This window comes from Alicyclobacillus sp. TC (assembly GCF_016804365.1).
In the GTDB taxonomy this organism is placed as follows: Bacteria; Bacillota; Bacilli; order Alicyclobacillales; family Alicyclobacillaceae; genus Alicyclobacillus_I; species Alicyclobacillus_I tolerans.
The window spans coordinates 1,462,568-1,479,990 of sequence record NZ_CP044434.1 but is presented as its reverse complement, the minus strand read 5'-3'; the positions used below and the strand labels follow the sequence as shown (position 1 = coordinate 1,479,990).

Annotated in this window: 22 protein-coding genes and 1 tRNA gene; 15 read left to right on the top strand and 8 right to left on the bottom strand. The window is 41.9% G+C overall.

What is annotated here, in order from left to right; all coding sequences use genetic code 11:
- Positions 1 to 167 precede the first annotated feature (167 nt).
- From FY534_RS07265 to FY534_RS07250, 4 genes are all read left to right on the top strand, one after another.
- Entirely contained in the window at positions 168 to 881 is a 714-nt protein-coding gene (locus FY534_RS07265; protein WP_203114132.1) for a response regulator transcription factor, read from the top strand.
- Positions 875 to 1,966 (top strand): sensor histidine kinase, encoded by a 1,092-nt coding sequence (locus FY534_RS07260; protein WP_203114131.1) that lies wholly within the window; start codon positions 875 to 877, stop codon positions 1,964 to 1,966. Before FY534_RS07265 ends, FY534_RS07260 begins: the two co-directional genes overlap by 7 nt.
- The gene (locus FY534_RS07255) at positions 1,945 to 2,292 is read left to right on the top strand and encodes a sensor histidine kinase (protein ID WP_203114130.1); all 348 of its coding nucleotides are present in this window, start codon (positions 1,945 to 1,947) and stop codon (positions 2,290 to 2,292) included. Before FY534_RS07260 ends, FY534_RS07255 begins: the two co-directional genes overlap by 22 nt.
- Before the next feature lie 121 nt (positions 2,293 to 2,413).
- Positions 2,414 to 3,094, top strand: a complete 681-nt coding sequence (locus FY534_RS07250; protein WP_072873097.1) for a hypothetical protein — start codon at positions 2,414 to 2,416, stop codon at positions 3,092 to 3,094.
- Positions 3,095 to 3,383: 289 nt separating this feature from the next.
- On the opposite strand, the gene FY534_RS07245 is transcribed toward FY534_RS07250, so the two are convergent.
- The 3 genes from FY534_RS07245 to FY534_RS07235 all read right to left on the bottom strand — a co-directional run bounded on the left by FY534_RS07245 (position 3,384) and on the right by FY534_RS07235 (position 4,751).
- On the bottom strand, positions 3,384 to 4,064 hold the full coding sequence (locus tag FY534_RS07245; RefSeq protein WP_203114129.1) for a sterol desaturase family protein: 681 nt from the start codon (positions 4,062 to 4,064) through the stop codon (positions 3,384 to 3,386).
- 121 nt (positions 4,065 to 4,185) lie between these two features.
- Positions 4,186 to 4,350, bottom strand: a complete 165-nt coding sequence (locus FY534_RS07240) for a hypothetical protein (protein WP_203114128.1) — start codon at positions 4,348 to 4,350, stop codon at positions 4,186 to 4,188.
- A gap of 314 nt (positions 4,351 to 4,664) precedes the next feature.
- Positions 4,665 to 4,751 (bottom strand) — tRNA-Leu (locus tag FY534_RS07235).
- A gap of 161 nt (positions 4,752 to 4,912) precedes the next feature.
- On the opposite strand from FY534_RS07235, the gene dapF reads away from it, so the two are divergent.
- Complete coding sequence (gene dapF, locus FY534_RS07230) at positions 4,913 to 5,752, top strand: diaminopimelate epimerase (protein WP_072873099.1); 840 nt, start codon at positions 4,913 to 4,915, stop codon at positions 5,750 to 5,752.
- Between the two features lie 60 nt (positions 5,753 to 5,812).
- Here dapF and FY534_RS07225 read toward each other — a convergent pair whose 3' ends face one another.
- The 4 genes from FY534_RS07225 to FY534_RS07210 are packed head-to-tail and all read right to left on the bottom strand — an operon-like array spanning position 5,813 to position 9,283.
- Positions 5,813 to 6,154 carry an EamA family transporter gene (locus tag FY534_RS07225; RefSeq protein ID WP_072873100.1) on the bottom strand — a complete coding sequence of 114 codons (342 nt, stop codon included), beginning with the start codon at positions 6,152 to 6,154 and terminating at the stop codon, positions 5,813 to 5,815.
- The gene (locus FY534_RS07220; protein ID WP_203115564.1) at positions 6,151 to 7,107 is read right to left on the bottom strand and encodes a glycosyltransferase family 2 protein; all 957 of its coding nucleotides are present in this window, start codon (positions 7,105 to 7,107) and stop codon (positions 6,151 to 6,153) included. Before FY534_RS07220 ends, FY534_RS07225 begins: the two co-directional genes overlap by 4 nt.
- Positions 7,107 to 8,408: a glycosyltransferase family 39 protein gene (locus tag FY534_RS07215; protein WP_203114126.1), complete on the bottom strand. Its 1,302-nt coding sequence runs from the start codon at positions 8,406 to 8,408 to the stop codon at positions 7,107 to 7,109. The genes FY534_RS07220 and FY534_RS07215 overlap by 1 nt, the downstream gene beginning before the upstream one ends.
- A gap of 11 nt (positions 8,409 to 8,419) precedes the next feature.
- On the bottom strand, positions 8,420 to 9,283 hold the full coding sequence (locus tag FY534_RS07210) for an MBL fold metallo-hydrolase (RefSeq protein WP_203114125.1): 864 nt from the start codon (positions 9,281 to 9,283) through the stop codon (positions 8,420 to 8,422).
- A gap of 168 nt (positions 9,284 to 9,451) precedes the next feature.
- Here FY534_RS07210 and FY534_RS07205 point away from each other — a divergent pair, with 168 nt between their 5' ends.
- From FY534_RS07205 to FY534_RS07165, 9 genes are all read left to right on the top strand, one after another.
- Positions 9,452 to 9,928: a hypothetical protein gene (locus FY534_RS07205; protein WP_072873104.1), complete on the top strand. Its 477-nt coding sequence runs from the start codon at positions 9,452 to 9,454 to the stop codon at positions 9,926 to 9,928.
- Between the two features lie 92 nt (positions 9,929 to 10,020).
- The gene (locus FY534_RS07200) at positions 10,021 to 10,899 is read left to right on the top strand and encodes an HAD-IIA family hydrolase (protein WP_072873105.1); all 879 of its coding nucleotides are present in this window, start codon (positions 10,021 to 10,023) and stop codon (positions 10,897 to 10,899) included.
- A gap of 130 nt (positions 10,900 to 11,029) precedes the next feature.
- Positions 11,030 to 11,497 (top strand): transcriptional regulator NrdR, encoded by a 468-nt coding sequence (gene nrdR, locus FY534_RS07195; RefSeq protein WP_072873106.1) that lies wholly within the window; start codon positions 11,030 to 11,032, stop codon positions 11,495 to 11,497.
- Positions 11,498 to 11,556: 59 nt separating this feature from the next.
- Positions 11,557 to 14,703, top strand: coding sequence for an adenosylcobalamin-dependent ribonucleoside-diphosphate reductase (locus FY534_RS07190; RefSeq protein ID WP_203115563.1), 3,147 nt, complete (start codon positions 11,557 to 11,559; stop codon positions 14,701 to 14,703).
- Positions 14,704 to 14,724: 21 nt separating this feature from the next.
- Positions 14,725 to 14,976 carry a hypothetical protein gene (locus FY534_RS07185; protein ID WP_072873107.1) on the top strand — a complete coding sequence of 84 codons (252 nt, stop codon included), beginning with the start codon at positions 14,725 to 14,727 and terminating at the stop codon, positions 14,974 to 14,976.
- A complete protein-coding gene (locus FY534_RS07180; protein WP_203114124.1) occupies positions 14,954 to 15,367 on the top strand; it encodes a hypothetical protein in 414 nt (137 codons plus the stop codon). The genes FY534_RS07185 and FY534_RS07180 overlap by 23 nt, the downstream gene beginning before the upstream one ends.
- Entirely contained in the window at positions 15,303 to 15,692 is a 390-nt protein-coding gene (locus FY534_RS07175; protein WP_238413437.1) for a hypothetical protein, read from the top strand. The genes FY534_RS07180 and FY534_RS07175 overlap by 65 nt, the downstream gene beginning before the upstream one ends.
- Before the next feature lie 257 nt (positions 15,693 to 15,949).
- Positions 15,950 to 16,465, top strand: coding sequence for an Hsp20/alpha crystallin family protein (locus FY534_RS07170; protein ID WP_203114122.1), 516 nt, complete (start codon positions 15,950 to 15,952; stop codon positions 16,463 to 16,465).
- Between the two features lie 44 nt (positions 16,466 to 16,509).
- Positions 16,510 to 16,770, top strand: a complete 261-nt coding sequence (locus FY534_RS07165) for a hypothetical protein (protein WP_072873112.1) — start codon at positions 16,510 to 16,512, stop codon at positions 16,768 to 16,770.
- A gap of 12 nt (positions 16,771 to 16,782) precedes the next feature.
- On the opposite strand, the gene FY534_RS07160 is transcribed toward FY534_RS07165, so the two are convergent.
- Positions 16,783 to 17,076 (bottom strand): helix-turn-helix domain-containing protein, encoded by a 294-nt coding sequence (locus FY534_RS07160; RefSeq protein ID WP_072873113.1) that lies wholly within the window; start codon positions 17,074 to 17,076, stop codon positions 16,783 to 16,785.
- 142 nt (positions 17,077 to 17,218) lie between these two features.
- On the opposite strand from FY534_RS07160, the gene FY534_RS07155 reads away from it, so the two are divergent.
- Positions 17,219 to 17,413 carry a hypothetical protein gene (locus tag FY534_RS07155; protein ID WP_072873114.1) on the top strand — a complete coding sequence of 65 codons (195 nt, stop codon included), beginning with the start codon at positions 17,219 to 17,221 and terminating at the stop codon, positions 17,411 to 17,413.
- The last annotated feature ends 10 nt before the right edge of the window (positions 17,414 to 17,423 follow it).

Here is a 17,423-nt window from a genome sequence, read left to right as displayed (position 1 = left end):
AAAATTTCTCAACGCCGAAGTGGACACTTCGAAAACTTGCGGCGTTTTTTTGTTTATCTTTCTAATGCTTATCAAAGTAGATATCTAATTCAAAAGAGGAGCAAGTCTCTGTGATGCAGAATAAAAAATTAAATTTTTTACGCTGTCAATAATTGAGGGATATGTGGATGAAAACCTTTTGCGCAAATGATTTTAGAGTATTGGTTGTTGATGATGATCCGAATATTATCGATCTAATCCGGATGTACTTGCAGAATCAAGGATTTCAAGTCAGTACAGCTCATAATGGAAATTCAGCACTTTCGAAATTACAAACAGAGACTATCCACATTGTGGTATTGGATTTGATGATGCCGGAAATGGATGGTTGGGAATTATGCCAAATCATACAGAAGAATCATCCTGTCCCTGTTTTAATGGTCACGGCAAGAGGGGAAATGTCTGACAAATTAGAAGGTTTCAAGTTGGGGGCAGATGATTATATTGTTAAGCCTTTTGATCCCAATGAACTGACGGCTAGAGTGGTTTCTTTACTTCGTCGCTCTTATTTGTCACAAATGCAAATACAGTTAAGCACAGTACGTTACCATGATTTTAAGATCGATAACCAAGCACATGAAGTTTATATCAAAGATAAAAAACTAGAACTCAGTCCACGAGAGTATCAACTTATATCTATTTTGACTCAACATCCCAATCAAGTATTAACCAGGCAACAATTAATCGATTTAGTTTGGGGTATCGATTTTTTAGGTGAAGATCGTGCAGTTGATGTACTTGTAAAACGTCTTCGCAAAAAAATTCCTAGCAATCCTCATTATCAAATTTCTACAGTACGTGGTATTGGTTACAAATTTGAGGTGGGGGACAAGTCATGCTGACTTCTATGTTTCGTAGAATTCTTGTTGTATACATGAGTGTTATTTTCCTTGCTTTTACATTGTTATCTTTTGTTATCAATATGGAGATTCGTCATTACCTTGTCGAACAACGTTTTGTTGTACTTCATCGTGATGCTGAGATTCTTCTGCCTGAAATTGAAAGGGCCAATCAGATACCACAATCAAATTTACGATTCAAAAAACAATTGGCCAGATTGAAACAACGAGATGATGTAACCATTAATTTGCTTCTTTTGAATCAAGGCAATGATTTAAGAAAAATTCAGCAATTATCTCGCCAACTGATTCGGAATCGTGATATTTACAACACATCTGCGGTTAAAAAAGTAGTCAATGGACAAATCATACAGATTGTAGGTCCTTTTAGTAAAGTGAATCGAGAGTCCATGTTCACCATAGGGCTGCCTATTCGAGAACAGGGAGTTATTATAGGAGCCTTATTCCTGCATACGCCCATTCAAAGTCTTCAAGCCAATCAAGTGACCCAAATTATTGTTCTCATTGCTATACCTATTTTAATAATAACGATAGGTATTCTGTATTATTTTTCAAGAAAATTTTCCCATCCGCTATTGAAAATTACACAAGCTGTTCAATTTATTGGTCAGGGAAATTTTAATCAAAGAGTTCCCGTGCAAGGAAATGATGAAGTAGGGCAGCTAGCCATAACTTTTAATCAAATGGCAGTAAAACTATCAAAATTAGAAGAAATGCGTAAAGATCTCATCGCCAATGTTTCGCATGAAATTAGAACTCCGCTAACCTCAGTTCGCGGATTTGTTCAAGGCATATTAGAAGGTGTTATTCCAGCTACTGATCAAAGAAAATATCTTGAAATTATTTATAAAGAATTAAATCGACTCAATAATATTTTAAATAGTATGTTAGATTTGTCTGCAATTGAGACAGGTCATTTAACTTTAAATTGTCATGCAGTTTCCTGGACACCTCTTGTTGAGGATGTTATTCATCGAATCCGTGCGCGTATTGAACAAAAAAATCTTGAGTTTCGCATGGTTGAAACTCCTGAGGATATTGAAATTTGGGGGATCCTGAACGGCTAACACAAATCCTCTTTAATTTATTGGATAATGCCATACGTCACACTTCACAAGGCAAAATTGAAATCATCAATTCTATAGAAAACGAAAAATTGCAAGTTTGCATTTCAGATTCGGGGGAAGGTATTCCTGAAGAGATGCTTGATCACATTTGGGAGCGATTTTTTACTGGGTCTGTTTCACGAACTTCTTCAGTTGCGAGAACTGGTTTAGGTTTGACGATTGTTAAATATTTAGTCGAAAAAATGCAAGGAACTATTGAGGTTCAATCGACGGTTGGTGTTGGTACTATATTTACTTTGCGTTTTCCGCTTTATGTTTGCGAGTAATAGAAAAATAATTTTGGAGTGAGCTGATTGACATACAGTTGACATATGGATTGTCTATCTTTTGATACAAGAAATGAATTTTACATGTTTTCTATCTTACACCTGTATAGGAGGAATCAAAATGAAAAAAAGAACTAAGTTTATGCTCAGTTTGGGCACTTTACTCGTGACCATGTCAATGGCAAGTTCAATGGTGTTTGCAGATACATCGAATGCATCGTTTGCACAAAAATACCAAGAAAATCAAAATATAGAAACCCAATTACTTAGCCAAGTGAACACAGAGAATGTCCCGTCAGGAAATCCTGCGCAACTTCTTGCTACAATTCAAGATATCAGTGCACAAATTTCAGCACTTTATGCGTCTGAACAAAATCTTGTCCAACAAAAAGGCAATCTTCCCAAAATGACATTATCCACAACCCAGAAAAATGCAGAGTTAAAACGTTTAGAAAAAAAACGTCTGAATGTATTGAAATTAAATGAAGACGCATGGAAGTTAGTCATAGAATATGAGCACCATCCACACCAGAAAGGACTACTTGCCAAGGCGATTCGCGATCATGATAAAGATCAAAAAAGATTGACTTCCATCGATGCAAAAATCGCAAAATTGAATAAAAATGAGTCGCTCGACAACTGGTCCAAACATCCCTATCATAATGCCTTACCTGTACTCGATGAATCTATTTTACGTTTACAGAAATCTGAAATTCATTATACAAAAGAGTTGATAATGGAAATTCACAACAGTGATGGAACTACCACAGCTACAACCTACGGTTCAGGATCAGGAAATTGACATTTAGATAAGGTATATTTTGAAATAGAAAAATAGCTACTAGATTCCACAGCCCCTGACCTATCTGAAGGCAGGGGTTTGTGGCTGTCGTATGATTAGGAAACTGTAGAAAGAATGTATCGCTTATGATTCTCATTGTTATCGATGAGGCTCAGTACCGTAGTCATGAATTGATGCTGGGGGCGAATTCGATGAAATCATACTGATGAGGCCTACAGCAATTTTTTCTGAAATTAAACTAAAGAAGGGGCTAGCTGAGTAGCCCTTCTAGTTAATGTGACGATTTCCATTATAAATTGGATGGCGCTTCACTGGACTGGGCGGTGTAACCATCTTGATTTTCAATAGGGACGTTTTTTTTCTTGTCTCTATATCGATAGCGATTTTTATCTGCAGATGAAACACGCTCTACTATTTTCGGATCGGGACTGGTTCCTACCAGTGCATCCAAAGTAGAGTTGGTAACACCAAACCAGTAATGTTCGTTTTGAAAATGATGAAGAAGATGAAATTTTTTCATCCATTTTCCCCAAGGTGTAAGTGGCACGATGGGTCGATGGGAAACAAAGTGAGACCATTCATAATAAAGTTGACAGATAGACAGTGTCATTAAAAAGGCAAAGCTGATATCTAAGGAATGCGAAATCCATATGCATAGTAAAAAAATGCCTAGGTAGCCTGGAATATTATATTGATTAGGGGTGAGCAGAGTTTTCATCTCTTCAGGATGCGTATGGTGCCGGACGTGCCCCTCATAGGCTCTAGGCATAATTTTAGAGAGAATACCGTGTAAAATAAAACGATGTACGATATATTCAATAAAATACCAAGCAACAGCACCAGATAGGAAGGCGATCCATAGCTTCAGTGAGTGGTGAAGGGAGAAAGTGAGAATAATTGATGCGATAAAAACAAGTGAAAGAAACATAACCCTTCTATCCGTCCAAAATTCTAATAAATACTCTCTCATGTTGTACCCACTCCAAGCTTACAAACTGTGATCTATTCAATCATAGAAAGAAAAGTAGTAGTTTGCAAGCGACTGGATTTCTAACCCATTATTCAGGTGATGACCTGAATAGAGAAATGGATCATGCTTGCAAACGATTTCTATGTTTTTTCTCGTATGCTAAAAGGACAATCGATTCGTCTAATTCAGCAGCAAGTTCAGTTTCAAGTTGACGAATTTTCTCAAGCAGATTTGTGGGAATATTGGCAAAACGATATTCTTCATTGGAATTTTCATTCATCGTCAAGATTATTCAACTCCTTTTGAGATGTCATGGAAATCAGTTTGCTCGATTTTTAGTTTTCTAAAACTTTTATCATAAATTTTGTTTGCGGTTAGTTTGATTTTGTAGTCTGTTCCATTGAAATGCTGACTGAACATGAAGACTGGGGGGGATTTTTGCTTCAGGCAGTGTACGAAAGTGGAATATTAAAAAATCTTTATGATTTGTCATGTTGTTAACATATCATTTTTCATTTGCATTTATATCCAATAGCCAACTTCTTACATCTAAAAACCCTAAGGTTTTGAGTACTTATCTCAAAAGCCTTAGGGTTTAATTGGTGCGGCCAAGAGGACTTGAACCTCCACGGGGTTGCCCCCACTAGAACCTGAATCTAGCGCGTCTGCCAATTCCGCCATGGCCGCATGTAATTACGAAAAGACAACGTGAAAATTATAGCACATTGCGATTGTTCTATGCAAGTGCATTTCCTCTTGCATCGGTTTGAATTGGAGTCAATAATGAGGTTATGATGCGGTTGATATCGTGTAAAGTATTGCTGAATGATTCATGGGGGAGAGAATCGATGAAAGTTACTAAAATGCATGCACTCGGCAACAATTACATTTATATATCTGAGTTTGAGGAAAAACTGACCAACTATCAACTTTCTGATTTGGCTGTTCAATTAAGTGATGTTCGTAAAGGGATTGGTTCTGATGGAATGATTTTAATTGGCCCTTCTCAGCGTGCTGATATACGTATGCGCATTTTTAATGCAGATGGCTCTGAAGCAGAAAACTGTGGTAATGGTCTTCGTTGTGTCGCCAAATACGCTTATGAGCACGGTTATGTGCACGGACAAACGAATTTTCAGATTGAGACCAAAGCAGGCATAGTTGACGCAACAGTATATCCGGACGCAAAGGGTTACGTTCCCAGCGTAACAGTGGATATGGGGACTGTCCAATTTGGTCCAGAAGCAGTCGGGTTTCGTGGTGAAGCAGATCGTGCAGGACGCGCAAGTATAGAGGTTAATGGTGACATTTATTCAGGGTACTTGGTGTCCGTTGGTAACCCACACTTTGTTCAATTTGTCGAGAATGCCAAAGAGTATCCTGTTGAGGAGATTGGCCCAAAAATTGAACATCATCCGAGTTTTATTCATCGGACCAATGTTGAGTTTGTCACGCCAAAAACACCGTATGAACTAGATTTTCGTGTTTGGGAACGAGGTTCTGGAATTACTTTTGCTTGCGGTACTGGGGCCTGTGCAAGTGTGGCTGCAGGAGTAGCTGCAGGACTTTTGGCTGAGCAAGTTACCGTTCATTTGCTTGGTGGAGATTTGCGTATTGAGATTCGGAATGGACGAGTTTTGATGACTGGAGAGGCAGTAGAGGTTTTCACAGGAGAAGTTCATATTTGATTTGGATAAGCTGGATAGATGGATTTGTAAAGTAAGAGAAATCATGGATTGTGATTTCTCTTACTTTACAACAAGTGACACACCAGCTAAAATGACCGCTACTCCTGCCCAACGCCAAGCAGATACGTGTTCTTTAAAAATAAAGATAGAAACTAGAATTGCTGCTACATATGCCAAGCTCTGCATAGGATACAGGAGGGAGAGAGACATTTTGGATAATAAATAAATCCAAATCACTGTAGCAATCACATATAAGACGAGACCCGCAATCACCCAAGGGGAAAACATGACCAAAATGACTGCTTTTAAACTGTCAAGATGTTGCTTTCCGATGCCAATTTTCCATAGCGTTTGGCCTCCAACCAGCAAGATGATATTGCAGAGAATCAATAAATAATTCACCAATGTATCCTCTCTTTCTCTTCAAATAAAGGATGTTGCCAAGCGTGTTGGTTAAGCATCAACTCGTATTCATCGCGATGTTGACTGACTATGGTATCCAGAATAAAGCCGCAAGTTAAGGAATTAGTTGCTAATATCATCAGACCGACTGCCAAAATAGCAGATGGGATTTTGGCAATTTGATGTGTGCTGATAAATTCGCTGATGACTGGGATACCCACTATTAAACCTAAAACAAAGAAGATGAGGGCCACAGCAGTAAAAAAAGCAAGTGGTCGATAGTCTTTGAAAATGCGAAAAACTGTTTTTAATACGCGTATCCCGTCGCGAAATGTATTCAATTTGGAAACGCTGCCTTCTGGCCGATCACGATAATCAATCGGAATTTCAACAATGCGAAAATTTTTGTCCAAAGCGTGCAACGTCATCTCTGTTTCAATTTCAAACCCTTCACTTTTAATGGGCATGGTTTTGGCAAATCGTCTGTTAAAGATACGATACCCAGTCATAATATCCCGTAGATTGGAATCAAATAGACGATTAATCAGGGAACGTACCATACGATTTCCAAAATCGTGTAAAGGGCGTTTGTTTTCAGCACTGTAAGATCCGTTCGATAGTCGATCTCCAATGACCATATCCGCTTCATTATCCAGAATAGGTTGCATCAAAGTTCGTGCGGCACTGGCCGGGTAGGTATCATCTCCATCAATCATGACATAAATATCAGCATCGACATCTCGAAACATGGAACGAATGACATTGCCTTTTCCTTGACGCGTCTCTCGGCGTACAATTGCTCCTGCTTTTTTAGCAATAAGCGCAGTATTGTCGCGGGAATTGTTGTCGTACACGTATACGGTTGCTTCAGGCAGCGCCTTGCGCCAATCTCGAACGACCTTATCGATGGTCAATTCTTCATTATAGCAGGGAATAAGTACAGCTACTTTCATTACGTATTGAGCCCCCATGTTTTGTCTTCATCCTGCGGGTCTTTCCTATTTTGTTGGTTGGTTAAAAGTTGTCTCTGACCACGAGTATAGGCAAAGTACAAGAAATAGGCTACGCCAATAAAGAAAAATGGCATGACAGGATATACATATCGATTAATTGGAATAAATGGCAGTTGGACAAGAACAAAATAGAAAACCAATGCTGTAAGCCAACGTCCCATTAATTTTTGTAATCCCAATATTAGACCTATACTTCCAAGAATAACCCAAACTAAGTGAGCGTGTAACCAGAAGTTCAATAAGTGGCCTGTGAACGTATGGGATGGCTGACCAAGGTACCATGGCGTAGAAAAGAGCAGTTGTAGTTTGTCCACCGTATACCATTGTAATGATTGCCATGGATGATGAGCAAACTGTTGACCTATACGTACAAGAGCAAGGTGTTCTTGTTGTTTTGGCGATAGGCCGCGTCCAAGCGCCGGATCGTTCAAAAAGCGCCTTGTGGTTCCATACAGCAGAGGATTTCCTGCATCTTCATCTGTCAAAATAAGTTTGTGAAAGACAACTTCATTGCGAATCCACCAGGGAAACATTGACAAGATAAATCCGATGACATAAATAGCCCAGTTGCGCAAGCTTCGACCCATCTGCCGTCTGTACGCGGATTGTAAGAACAGTAAAACTGGAGCGATGATGAGTGGAAATACAGTCGGTCGTACAAGGGTGCATAAGCCGAGCAAGAGTCCAGCAAGAAAAAAACGTCTGAGTAATGGTTTTTCGAGTGCACGAAAAAAGGCGGTCACAAAAAGCAACAGTGTAAAAACATAAAGTGTTTCAGTAAGTAAAGTCAGCGGACTCCATATGGCTGTTGGGTAAGTCAGAAAAAGCAGAGCAGCGAGTACCGCTCCCCAAGCAGGAGTCAAACGGAGAGACAGTCGATATAGTAAATAAACGCTCCAGGCTGACAAAACAGCCTGACCCATTAACGCCATATGAATCCATACATGAACATTGGAACTGAAGAGACGACCTACAGCGTACATAGCAGCTAAAAAAAGTGGATAACCTGGGGTGATTTGTGCAGCAGGTCCGCTCCCCCAATAGGTGTATACATGGTGTAGCAGCAAAAATAATGCCGAATGGTTGTAGTGAACCATGTCGCCGTAGATAGGAATGGATTTTGTGGCGTAAGCTTTGCCAACTCGGAATAAAAGGGCGACAATCAAAATGAACCAGCCTATGCGGCGGGTGTTTAGGACAGTTTTCCATTTGTTCGATCCGATGGACTGTACTGATGACACAAGAAATCCTCCTAGTAGTTTCCTGTTCTAAAAAATAGAGTGGATTTATTTTTAGGACAAAATGAGCGCTTTACTTCTCCTGTCGATTCAAGACGAACAAGGTGCGCGAGTAGGGTGCGTTTGGCAAAAATTTTGGCCGCGGTAGGCAAGTTTGGATAGAGAGCCATTTGCAAATCGTCCAAACTTTTTTCTCCTGACACCAACAGTTTTAAAATGTCCTGTTCTCGCTGCAATCGCCGATCCAACATTGTTTGAGCAGCCAGTTGTGGATGGGAGATGGGGTGTCCATGTCCTGGTAGAGCCAGTCTCCCTTCTGCTTGGATAAGCCATTCCAGTGATTCATAAAAATCGTCCATGTGACCGTCGGGAGGGCCAACCCAAACTGTGCCTGTGGCACTGAGATGATCTCCAACGCAAATTACGTTATCTGGATTTATCTGTACATAAACATGCCCGTGTGTATGACCTGGCGAATGTTGAATGCTCACTTCGATGGATGCCCATTGAAACTTGTCAGGGAGTTCTAGCGGTCTCATTTCCCCCGAATGTTCTGCGCAATATTTGTCAATTTCTAGTTTGTGGAGATACGCTGGACAATTTAACCTTTTCGACAACAGTCCAAGTCCGTCCGTATGGTCGTGATGGTAGTGTGTCGCCATCACTCCGATCCATAGCTCAATACGCAATTGGTCGGAGATTGCTTGTATGGTTTGCCCAACTTCTGGACGGTTAGAACCTGGATCGACCAATAAACCGTAACCTGCGTCAGCAATGAGATAAAGATTTGTGCTTGATTCAGGCGGCAATGTGTTTGTTGGCACGTCTATTTGCCATACATGTTGGCTGATTTGTTGCCAAGGTAGTAAATTTTGCAATCGTGCACCCCATTTGCATTTTGCAATCTTACATTGATCATCATGGCCTCTCGTCTGTCTAGATTTCGCATACACGCTGACCAATTCCTTCTGTCACCTGTGTATGAGCCGTGACATATAAATGAATTGTGCCTAGCATGGGCCTGAAAAAATTTGGAGGAATGCGCCATGGATTATGCAGTTGAATCCACCTACGCTCCAGCGCTGCAGAATATTAAACACAGCATTTACGCACATCAAGTATTCTGCTCCATTTTTGAAGAGATGCTGCAAACACCAGTTGGAGAAAAGATGTCAAATCAATCCAATATTTACACATCACTAGCAGCGTCCAGTTACTATCGAGATCTTGCAGCTGGCTCATTGACTCGATTGCATTACGCTACGACCGATCCGGTTCATTATACACCGTTGTTGCTGCAAATGACGGTGATGGCTATTTATGTTGCGCGTGGAGCGGATCGAGCCATATCGACTTTTTTGCCTCAAGTATCGGAAGGAAAACAATATTCTGAATGGCAAACATTGCTTCAGGAGTGGCAACGCCAACGAGTGCATTGGCTTAGGGAAACGGCGGTTGCCTTACGGCAGTTCACGCCTCCGGATGTCTGGGCAAAAGGTAAAAACATGGCATCTATGCGATAAGTTGTCAATTGTGAATGAATCGGATGTCGATAGAAGAGTGACTTGCGCGGCTAGGAAGTCTCGTCCATGATGGATGCGTGGAGGGAGAAAACATGCATCCAAAAAAAGAGAAAAAAGCTGGTTTAGGAATTTCGTTAGCTTTGTTAGATCTTGATGGGACCCTTTTTCGCGGAAAACAAGTCATATCTGGAGCTCCAGAGTTTGTAGAACGGTTGCGTCAATTAAAGATAAAGCCAGTGTTTTTTACGAATAACGCCACTCGTACTCCGGAGGAAACTGCCAATCACCTGCGTTCTTTAGGTATCTTTGCGAATTCGGATGAAGTTTGCACCGCCGCAGAAGCGGCGGCAGCTTTTTTAAGTGCAGAGTGGCGGTTGGAGAAAGGTAGCCATGTGGCGTATATAGGAAAAAACGGGTTGCGCCAGGCGCTTCTTGAAGCAGGATTTATCCCATTTTATGCTGGCCATGAAAAATGGGAACAGTTTCATTGGGAATCGTTTACTGCCGCTGTGATTGGATTGGATATGGACGCAACTTATCAGTCTTTGGGACGTCTGAGTCGTATTGCTGCGCTTACGGGACGTTTGTTGCTGACCAATGGAGATATTCGTATTCCGCTCGAAGGCGGCAGCTTTCAACCAGGGAATGGAGCGCTTGGAGCGTTTGTATCTATTGCGAGTGGTGTGGAAGCAGTAACAGTGGGTAAACCAAACGCTTATATGATTCACTATGCAAGTCAACGCTATGCCGTTTCTCTTGAAGAAACATTGATTGTTGGCGATAATCTCTGGACAGATATTGCGGCTGGTCTTACCACTGGCATCCGCACTTTTTGGGTAGAGAGCGGCGTGCATTTAAATGCAAGAGAAATGCAGGACTGGCAGAGGATTTATGGCCATCTTTCAGGGAATTTGCAGACATTTTCTTCGGTGGCGGAAATTTCTGCAGAAATATTGGATCTCAAAAGTTGAAATTTGTCAATTCTTGCGCACGCTATATTTAGGGTTTATAATCGTCGGTGTTTCCATCATCGCACTATATATAGTGTCCATTTGAGTGGCTCCCCGCTGGTTTTTACTGAGATGTAAGGAGTGGAAAGCTGTGCGCTGTCCGTTTTGTGGTAGCGAAAATTCCCGTGTTATCGAATCGAGATCGAGCGAAGAAGATTCAGCAACCCGCAGAAGACGAGAGTGTGTCAATGTGGAATGCAGTAAACGTTTCACAACCTGGGAACGCGTGGAATTACGGCCTCTAGTGGTTGTCAAGAAAGATAAAATGCGTGAAGAATTTGATCGGGACAAGCTCTATCGCGGGTTGCAACGTGCTTGTGAGAAACGCCCTATCTCTGCCGATAAGCTTGATGAAGTTGTCACGCACATTGAACAGAGTTTGCGGGCTGAATACGAACGGGAAGTACCTTCATCTGCCATTGGTGAGCGAGTGATGGAAGAATTGCGGTCGATTGATGGAGTGGCGTATGTCCGTTTCGCCAGTGTATATCGCCAGTTTCGTGATGTGGAGACTTTTGCCAAAGAAGTGCTTGCGTTGATGGAGAAAAATGTTACATAACTTTTAGACAAGCATGGAGCAGAGGAGAATGCCGGGTGAGTGTTACAAAGGATACAAGTATGCTTCCGTTTACAGATGAGGATTGGCTGCATGCTACAGGTGAACGAATTGTGGCTGATCGTTACCTGATGAAGGATGTCAGGAAGGAATCCTTAGCGGAAGGATCTCTAGTTGTAGCAGTGCTGGATAAAAAACGTGCTTATCATGAGTTGGCGCGTATTGTTTCGATTTCATCCGATCAATCCCAGGTTGTTGTTGAACTGCGGGATGGGGTTCGGGAAGAACTGCCTGTACAGCAGGTAGATGTACTGCTTGAAACGGCCCCGCGCCAAATGTGGCGGCGAATTGCACGCGGCGCTGCAAGCGTCACGCTGCAACCGGGTAAGTTTGAGGAAGATTTCTATCAGTTGCAGAGTCGCTGGCGATATGTTCCAGGCGGGCGCATTAATGCTTCTATGGGAACAGGAATGAAGACGACCAGTTACAACTGTTTTGTCATTCCCAGTGTGGGACCTACACCGCGCGATTATGCAGAATCGTTTGGACAGACTCTAGAAATTCAAGCCCGATCAGGCGGGGTTGGAATGAATCTTTCTCGTATTCCTCCTCAGGGAACCTTAGTACCTGTTTCCAATGAGAAACGCAATACGCATTTACAGTTAATGTTGGATATTTGGCATGCAGACATTCGAGATTTTTTGGCAACAGAATATCCCAACAGTACGAAAGTGGTACGTGTGAATAAAGAATTTTTGCGGGCTGTGGAAGAAGAAGCGAATTGGACGTTTGTTTTTCCTGATACTTCAGTAGAAGGATACGATGAATTGTGGAACGGTCGAATTGAGGATTGGTTGGCAGCTGGCTTACCGATAATTGACTTGGAGACCGTCAATGCTCGTCAGCTCTATGACGAATTGTTGTATAGCGGTGTACAAATTCTTAGCGATGTTGTTGGAAGTGTCCTTTATCCTGGAGATCAGCGGGGGACGATTGCGTCTACATTGGGTGATATGTGGGAAAAAATGGGTGACGGAAAGCGTGTGACAATTAATCTTTCATCGTTACGGCCACGCTACAGTTATGTGCGAGGTGTGAATGGCCGTTCTTCAGGCGCCTATTCGTGGGGATTACTCTATGACAAGGGCAATGAGGTGTTTGGTTACGGCTTTGGTCCGGTAGGCGTGGGAGAAATTATGAGTGTAGGGTGTCAGTTGACCTTGCAGGGCGGCTCTAGACGTGGAGCCCTGATGTTGATATTGAACGACAGACACGCAGATATTTTAAAATTTATTCGTTGCAAGCAGGTAGAGGGTGTCATTACGGGAGCCAATATCTCAGTTGGTGTGTCTGAACAGTTTATGGAAGCCCGTAAATCAGGAGGACAATGGTCACTTGGCTTTGTACCTCTCGCAGATATGACGCAATTTGATGGGGACTTCGAGTCCTGGGCAGGCCATGGAGGTACTCTGCAGATTACAGAAGAATTGCCAGCCGAGGAATTATGGCGAGAATTATGTGTATCAGCTTGGAAGTCTGCTGAACCGGGAGTTGTCTTTTTAGGGCGCGCTAATCATTTATCCAATTCATATTATTTTAATCCTTTAGTAGCGACAAACCCTTGCGGTGAACAACCACTCCCTGCAAACGGCATTTGCAATTTAGGGGCGGTTGTATTAAGCAAATTTGCTGTCGGATTCCGCGATACTGCCGAACGACATGAATTCGCTGACAAGGAAAAAGAACAGTATATTCTATCGTTGCTTCGCCAGCACTTTTCGGACTCGGAAGCAGAATTTCTTCTCCATCACGTTTTGTGGGAAGATTTGGAATGGGTAACGCGTACTGGGCTTCGTTTTCAGGATGCTGTTATCGATGCAACTTATTATCCGTTTGAGGCTAATCGACAGAATCAGTTGCGGGAGCGACGTGTTGGACTTGGCATTATGGGGTTGCATGATTTGTTGCTCTATTGTGGATATCGCTATGGTGGGGAGAATTCAGTCAAATTTATAGATATTTTGATGGGATTGATGGCTGAATGGTGCTACCTAGAATCTGTTGAGTTGGCTAAAGAAAATGGACCGTTTCCCGCATTTGACGCAGATAAATTTCTGGCATCCGGTTATATGAAACAGATGGCGCGTGAAAAACCTCATGTTGTAGAGGCTATTCGTCAATTTGGTGTTCGCAATGTCACCACGATGACAATTGCTCCTACAGGAACTACAGGTACAATGGTTGGTTGTTCGACAGGTTGCGAGCCGTATTATGCCTGGTCTTATTTCCGCAATTCTCGACTTGGGATGTTTGAGGAAAGTGCTGAGATTGTTAATGAGTTTCATCAAAAGCATCCCAATCAAGAGTTGCCGGATTATTTTGTGACCGCGATGGATCTCGCTCCGGAAGATCATGTGCGCGTACAGGGTGCTTTACAAAAATGGATTGATAGTTCCATTTCGAAAACATGTAATGCTCCCCATTCATATACCATTGAGGATACATTACGACTTTACGATTTGGCTTACGAGGTTGGTTGTAAAGGAATTACCATTTATCGTGATGGTTCGCGATCGGAACAGGTGCTGTCTCTCAAAGAAGAAGAGACAAAGATGGAAAGTGAAGTTTTCCCTCAAGAAGGAGCAAGTGTAGAAGCGGCGGCAGCTACAGGTTACCGAAAGCGCAAGCGTCCGGATGTTCTATATGGAGCCACGTATCGCAAAAATACACCGCTTGGTAAAGCTTTTATTACAATTAATGACGATCCGACAGAGCATGTGGCGGTGGAGATGTTTGTCAATATTGGTAAAGCTGGATCGGACGTCTATGCGGCAAACGAGGCTTTAGGTCGAGCTATTACTCTTTATCTTCGCGATTCGGCTAATCCGAATAAGGAGGCGGAACTGGTCAAGCACTTCTCGGGCATTGGCGGATCTAACGCAGTTGGCTTTGGAGATAATCGTATCACTTCAGTACCTGATGCTATTGCCAAGTCGTTGATTCAGCACGCTGAGACTTTTCCGTTGCGTCGCTTAAAAGGGTCAAGTCTGGATGCTTTAGAAGCTACTGTAACAGAAGAAGCGTTGGTGCAGAGTGAGTTGCGCACGTATACGCTTGCCAAAGACTGGTGTCCCGAATGTCACCAACATACGCTGATTCGTACAGGTGGCTGTTATGAATGTGAAGCTTGCGGTTTTAGCAAGTGTTGAGTGGATATGAGTTGAACAAACATGATTTGGATGGTGCGGTTAGTCAATATGACAACCGCGCCGTTTTATATTCACATGCGTTCTGCAGTTTTCAAAACTATTCAGCCCTGTTTGGAAGAAGTAAGACAGTACTTTAAGTTTCAATTGTCCTATTTTCAAGGACGCGGGCATAGATTAATCATGGCATGGACACGCAGCAAGCGTATTTGTCCCATTCATTGGCCAATTGGCGAAAAGGTGGTGGACGTCTATGCTGTGGAAAAAGAAGCGTAGCACCAAAGCGCAATTAGACGAGATTAAACAACAGCAAGAAGAACTGAAAAATATTTTGCAAAGTTTGTTGAATCGCGAATCATCTCGCGTAAATATTCAAGAACTTCACATTAATGAAGCAAATTTTGACGAACTGATTTTTAAGCTAGAGAGTATCGATGTACAAGAATTAAGTGGATCGCTAAATTTAGGCAATAATTTTAGTCCACGTGTTGTACAATCTCCAAAATCCATAGAGAATTTAGCTTCTTCTCATTGGGTGGACCAGACAGAAGCCAAGCCTCTGAATTCAAAGACTGAGCATCAGGATTATGAAGGAAGAGTATTTGCAACTGGCAGCGGTTACCGTTTCTCCAGTGATGGGTCTCATCCACAGTCAAAAAGAAGGTAGAGAACGTATGCGTGAGTTTTTTTCCCCGACATTTGCCATAGGTACACTGCGAATTGGACAAATAGAAGGAGCATCATGTCTCAATATGGGCAATAATTGGCCATCTCATTTTCGGAGTTATAAAAAAACCAATCAAGGATTCGGTTCGGTAAGTGGCGATCATGCAGTTCTCAAAGATATGAAAAGTTTCTTGCACGATCCCGATATACTTGATCACCCTGGGAATGTAGAACGACCGACAGAAGATTGGTTGCAACAGATGCTTCAGCGCATGGAAGCGCATCTGCCAAAGGCGCCGAATCAAAAAGAGGACGTAGGTGAATAAATGAAATTCTATGGACAGGATTGGAGTGTCAAATCTGTCAAAAAAGGTTCTTTAGTTAGCTATGGGGACAATTTTATTTCGCACATGGTTTCGCATACAAAAAAGAATGAGGGATGGGGAAGTTTGCAAGGCCATCAAACTCAAATCTACCGTACATTAAGTTTTTTAAAGGATGAAGATCATATTGACTCTGAGAAAACCTTGCAAAACCCGAGCGTACATCATCATGGTGAAAGGTAGAGGCAGGGGGAGCATGAATGGCCAATCAGAACGACTCTAATTTTGGTTGGGGAAATTTTTCTAATCCCTTTGAAATGTTGAAAAATATGGGGGATTTACGGGATTGGAGAAAACTCCTGGGAGAAGATTTTTTTAAGAATATGCCATTTCCTCAAATGCAACAGGGTAATCCCTCTCCATTTTCAGGAGGCTATGAGGTGTATCCTCCAGTGGATATGTACGATCGCGGTCATGAATTGGTAGTTGTGCTTGATGTACCCGGCGCCTCGAGTGCAAATGATATTAAAATACGAGTCAGCGATAGACAAATGATTATTCGAGGTCGTTCAACCGATTTCAGTGGTAAAGATGACACCGCTCTGCAAATTGAGCGGCATCACGGACCTTTTGAACGGATAATCGAATTTCCAGTTCGCGTTCATTCTGATAAAGTTATTGCCCATTTCAAAGATGGAGTATTGTTGGTTCGTATTCAAAAAATCGCCCAACCGGGCGATGATTTTGATGAGTATGTTCCGATTCAATTTGAATGATATTCTGACGTAGTTAAGGTATACATAATTAGGAAGTGAGACATTTGGAGGATCAAAATGCATTTGCAAATTTAAAATCATGGATGATGAAAATTGACCATCTCGACTCCTGTTCCTTCCTCATCATGGGAAAATGCAATGTGGTGATGGGGGGAAATGTTCATCAGAAAGAAAATTCTGGATTTGGCTCGCTTGCTCCTGGTTCCACCATGATAGGTTGTTTATCAATGGTTTATGATGTCGATGGAGTCGACATGCCGATTGATAACCGCAATTCAATAGTATGGACATCCAGAACGGAATAAGTAAAAGAATCACTACCAAGGCTTTTGCTGTGAAGAATATTTTTTTACAACGGATTTAACTTCTTCAATTCCTTTCCAAGGCAGGTGCTTGACGGCTTCTGCTATGTGGACAGCTTCTGCAAGTTCGGCTGCAGATAATTGTCCTTGCAAGAGATTCATAAGTCTTCGCTTATGATTGACTTCATTGGCGGTTACACCATATTGAACGGCAATTTGAGCGTCAGTCATACCTGCATCTACCATGGATTTTAATTCTTCCCGAGTGATCAAACTAAATGGTTTTTCCGTCATCGTTTGTTCATTCAAACCCAAACACCTCCTTTTTTACTTTTCCCTGAATGAAACCAGGATATGAATAGAAGAGCGTCGGCTAGATTTTAACATCTTGTAAAACGTATGTCTGAAAACAGGACGCGAGATGATAAAGTTTGCAAAGGAGGCGAATTCTTTGACCAATATCCGTTCTCATCGAGTACCAGGTTATTCTTATCGCCGCGTCGATTTAGAAGGTCTCAGGCATACTGATGAAGAAAAAGAACATTTTTTTGATATTTCTGCAGAGAAAGAAGCAGAAATTCCTAACGGATCGAAAAAAAGAATTCCGAATTTTGTGCATCGAGCAGACGAACCAGGAGAGGATTAGTTTCAAAATT

Coding starts and splice junctions, on each gene's coding strand:
- FY534_RS07265 (WP_203114132.1), top strand. CDS start 168: ATGAAAACCTTTTGCGCAAATGATTTTAGAGTATTGGTTGTTGATGAT.
- FY534_RS07260 (WP_203114131.1), top strand. CDS start 875: ATGCTGACTTCTATGTTTCGTAGAATTCTTGTTGTATACATGAGTGTT.
- FY534_RS07250 (WP_072873097.1), top strand. CDS start 2,414: ATGAAAAAAAGAACTAAGTTTATGCTCAGTTTGGGCACTTTACTCGTG.
- FY534_RS07245 (WP_203114129.1), bottom strand. CDS start 4,064: ATGAGAGAGTATTTATTAGAATTTTGGACGGATAGAAGGGTTATGTTT.
- dapF (WP_072873099.1), top strand. CDS start 4,913: ATGAAAGTTACTAAAATGCATGCACTCGGCAACAATTACATTTATATA.
- FY534_RS07220 (WP_203115564.1), bottom strand. CDS start 7,107: ATGAAAGTAGCTGTACTTATTCCCTGCTATAATGAAGAATTGACCATC.
- FY534_RS07205 (WP_072873104.1), top strand. CDS start 9,452: ATGGATTATGCAGTTGAATCCACCTACGCTCCAGCGCTGCAGAATATT.
- FY534_RS07200 (WP_072873105.1), top strand. CDS start 10,021: ATGCATCCAAAAAAAGAGAAAAAAGCTGGTTTAGGAATTTCGTTAGCT.
- FY534_RS07190 (WP_203115563.1), top strand. CDS start 11,557: ATGCTTCCGTTTACAGATGAGGATTGGCTGCATGCTACAGGTGAACGA.
- FY534_RS07185 (WP_072873107.1), top strand. CDS start 14,725: ATGATTTGGATGGTGCGGTTAGTCAATATGACAACCGCGCCGTTTTAT.
- FY534_RS07180 (WP_203114124.1), top strand. CDS start 14,954: ATGCTGTGGAAAAAGAAGCGTAGCACCAAAGCGCAATTAGACGAGATT.
- FY534_RS07170 (WP_203114122.1), top strand. CDS start 15,950: ATGGCCAATCAGAACGACTCTAATTTTGGTTGGGGAAATTTTTCTAAT.